2 protein-coding genes and 1 pseudogene are annotated in these 3,325 nt (G+C 56.2%); 1 reads left to right on the top strand and 2 read right to left on the bottom strand.

The window, feature by feature from the left end:
- Positions 1-383: 383 nt before the first annotated feature.
- Entirely contained in the window at positions 384-1,427 is a 1,044-nt protein-coding gene (locus AB5Y54_RS10800; RefSeq protein ID WP_103859307.1) for an IS110 family transposase, read from the bottom strand.
- 63 nt (positions 1,428-1,490) lie between these two features.
- Complete coding sequence (locus AB5Y54_RS10795) at positions 1,491-2,453, bottom strand: IS1595 family transposase (protein ID WP_041215707.1); 963 nt, start codon at positions 2,451-2,453, stop codon at positions 1,491-1,493.
- 174 nt (positions 2,454-2,627) lie between these two features.
- Between AB5Y54_RS10795 and AB5Y54_RS10790 the strand changes: the two are divergent.
- A pseudogene (locus AB5Y54_RS10790) lies at positions 2,628-3,325 on the top strand (ISL3-like element ISAeme19 family transposase); the annotation flags it as partial.

Below are 3,325 nucleotides of genomic sequence, written 5' to 3'. Positions count from 1 at the left end.
CTTCTCGTTGTGACTAGTACTGAACATAGCTCCAAGACTACCTCTTAAGTTAAGAGGGGCGAAGTGTCTGGATCTTCAAGGGGCCAATCTATGGATAGTCGGGCCCCCGCAGGGGGAGGAGGGGGTGAGGAGCCCGCATAAAAAATGTATGGTCTGCTCCTTATCTGCAAGCTTGAACTGATTTCCAGAAGTCGTTTGCGTCAATGTATCCGGCCTATCTGTGAGCCGTTTTCCGGCTCTGGCCTTGATGGGATCCGCACGTCGTCGTCCTAATAAAGCTACCAGTCATGAGAGACTGCTTTTTTAGCCAGGCTGCAACGTCGTGGGGTGAACGCTTCTGTCATCTGTTTTTGGCTCGCAAAACCGGGTATGAGTTATATCTGTTAAACGGCTGCGCTTGCGTTGGGATAGGGTTGGTAATCCCTGCCGGATGTCAGTACTTTCCAGCAAATTCGCATTATCTTGTTGGCCAAGGCGATAAGGACCACATGATGGTGATGGCCGGCCTCCAGCCTAGCGACCCATTCGCCTAACGATGATTTGTCACGCTTCATGTGAATTTTTAGCGCTTTGGCGCCCTGAATAACCATTTGCCTTAAATAGCTATTGCCACGCTTACTGATCCCGCCGAGCGAAGATTTGCCACCCGTTGAATATTGCCTGGGGACCAACCCCAACCAGGCTGACAGGTCGCGGGCTTTCTTGAATTGTGAGCCATTGCCAATCGCGGCAATCAACGCGGTTGAGACAATCGGTCCAATGCCGGGGACGGTACTGATTTTTTGGCACAAACCTGATGCGCTTGAGGCTTGTCCGAGCATGAGGCTCATGTCATCAATCTGAATATCCAGCTGTTGCCACCGTTCTCTCAGGCGTAATACCAGGGCGCGGATAAAGTCAGGCAAGCCATTCTCGGCATCTTCAAGGATCGTCGGCAGAGAGCGCTCGAAGACTTTTCTGCCGACTGGCACGGTGAGCCCATATTCCAGCAGCAACGCTCGCATCTGATTGACAGTGGCGGTACGTTCGACGATGAAACGCTGACGGACGCGATGAGTCGCCTGCAATGCCAGTTGCTCATGAGATTTCAACGGGACACAGCGCATAGTGCCTCTGCTACCAGCCTCGGCAATGGCGGTAGCATCGTTGAAGTCATTCTTGTTTGATTTGAGGTAGGGCTTCACAAATTGGGCAGGGATAATCTTGGGTTCGAACCCCGCCTGTTGAAACAGGCGCCCCCAGTATTGCGAACCAGGACATGCCTCGAAGGCGACCCGACAGGGTGGGGTCGTGCTAATGAACTGTTTCAGTTGTGAGCGAGTGAGCTTTTGCTTGGCCAATACATGCCCCATGCGATCCATCGCCACCAGGTGAAACCAATTTTTGCCTAAATCGATCCCGTAAATGTAAATCTGCGCTTGAGTCATGATGAGCCTCCTTGATGTTGGCTACAGCATAGCGGGGTGGATGGAGCAGACCATCCCATTAGGCTATGTCCCAATTACGTGTTGCATCGGGTGCCCTAGCGCCTCATGCAAACACATCTTGGTATTTACCTCCCTGCCGTAACGTTCCAGCATCCTGCGCCAGCCCAGATAATTCCTCAGGTAGTGGGTTGCGACTCCATGGAATCGTTCCATCCACTCCTTCAACCGCCGGTGATATCCGTTCACATGCTGGATGTGGTATGCCCCAATGACTCGCTCACCTCGACGGTTGTACACCACCTGATGTGTTATGCCCCGCGCTTGGCTGAAACTGGCATACACCCCTGCACCATCACTGCAGAGCACTGCATCGGGCGCGATGAGTGGCTGCAACACCGCTTTCACCGTCTGCGCATCCAGCCTTTCCAGCTGAAAGTCGGCTTGATGGCCCGCCCTGTCCTGCACCACCATCACCGGGATGTAATCCCGCCCGGTCCCCCGGGTACGCCCTTTCCCGCCACGATGTCTTGCCGGACGAGGCAACCCTCGCTGCCCCTTGAACGATTCGAGGAAGAAGGTTTCATCCACTTCCACAATGCCTTCTTCCCGTGTTGCCTGGTGGTTTGCCATCGCCTTCAGGAAGCGGTGACGCCACAAGAAGGCGGTGTTCTTGCAAACACCGCAGCGGACGGCGGCCTGGCGGACAGTGAGCCCGTCGATGAGAGCCTGGGCGTAGTCCTCCCAATGCTCAGCCTTACGTAATCTGGCCAAAGGCGTCTTGGTGAGGAGGGAGCTGGTTCGCCGACACTGCTTACAACGGTAACGACGCAGCCCACGGCTCCAGCCCCAGGGGGCCAGCTGGGTGGCATCCGCCTGGCAGTGGGGACAGCCGCAGCATGTGGGTAACTGGGCATGGAGGGACGTAATCGGGTGTGGAGCGGCTAGCTCATGCTGAGCGACACGGCGCTGACGCAGAGTAAGTAATGGAAAGAGGGACAACAGGTGTTGGAAGGCTGGCGTATCCATGATGAAGGTCCTCGCGGTGATGACCTACTTCCAGATTAGCCTTCCAACACATAATTGGGACAGCGCCATAAAAAAAGGTTCTTCGCGGGATCCTGGGAAAGTGGAAGTTGACAGACAGGGTGCTGGTAAACTGGTTGTCGCCAAACACACCACCACCATCACCCTGCTGTCGCCGTGCATCATATTGATATTACCTCCTTCTGGCCAGGTTATACCGTCATCGCCCAAGCGCTTTCTGCCAACCATCACACCCTGTTTACCCTTGAGCCTCGCGCCGACTTCTTGCCCCGTTGTCGCCGATGCCTGCAACCCACGCCATTGATCCACGACCAACGTATCCGCCGGGTGCGTGAGCGAGACCTATTTGACCGACAAGTCTGGTTACAACTGCCTGTTCGCCGCGTCGACTGTCTGCGCTGTGGTCGCGTCAGTGAACATATCGACTGGCTCCCCTCTGGCTCCCGCCTCACCCGGCGCATGCAGTGCTGGATTGAAGCGCTCGTTCAGTACCTCCCCATCCGCCATGTCAGCCAGCTCACCGGGGTCGGTTGGCACACCATCAAGGAGATCGACAAGCGCCGTTTGCAGACTAGTGTGGGCACCATCGAACTTGGGGAGGTGCGGCGGCTGGTGATGGATGAGTTTGCCCTGCACAAGGGACACCGCTATGCCACCGTGATCATGGATGCCGAGCGAACCCGCGTCCTGTGGGTGGGGCACGGCAACAGTCGGGCCGCTATCCGTCCCTTCTTCGAGCAGCTCGGCGAGCGATGCCAGCAGATTGAGGCGGTGGCGATGGACATGAACACGGCGTTCGACCTGGAGGTGAAGCAACACTGCCCGCAGGCGGAGGTGGTCTACGACCTGTTCCA

The sequence above is a fragment of the Aeromonas sp. s9 genome, assembly GCF_040907765.1.
GTDB lineage: Bacteria > Pseudomonadota > Gammaproteobacteria > Enterobacterales > Aeromonadaceae > Aeromonas > Aeromonas caviae.
The sequence above is the reverse complement of the archived record's forward strand: the minus strand, read 5'-3'. Positions and strand labels throughout refer to the sequence as shown.

Excerpts from the sequence above, each read along its gene's own strand:
- AB5Y54_RS10800 (WP_103859307.1), bottom strand. The coding sequence starts at position 1,427 with ATGACTCAAGCGCAGATTTACATTTACGGGATCGATTTAGGCAAAAAT.
- AB5Y54_RS10795 (WP_041215707.1), bottom strand. The coding sequence starts at position 2,453 with ATGGATACGCCAGCCTTCCAACACCTGTTGTCCCTCTTTCCATTACTT.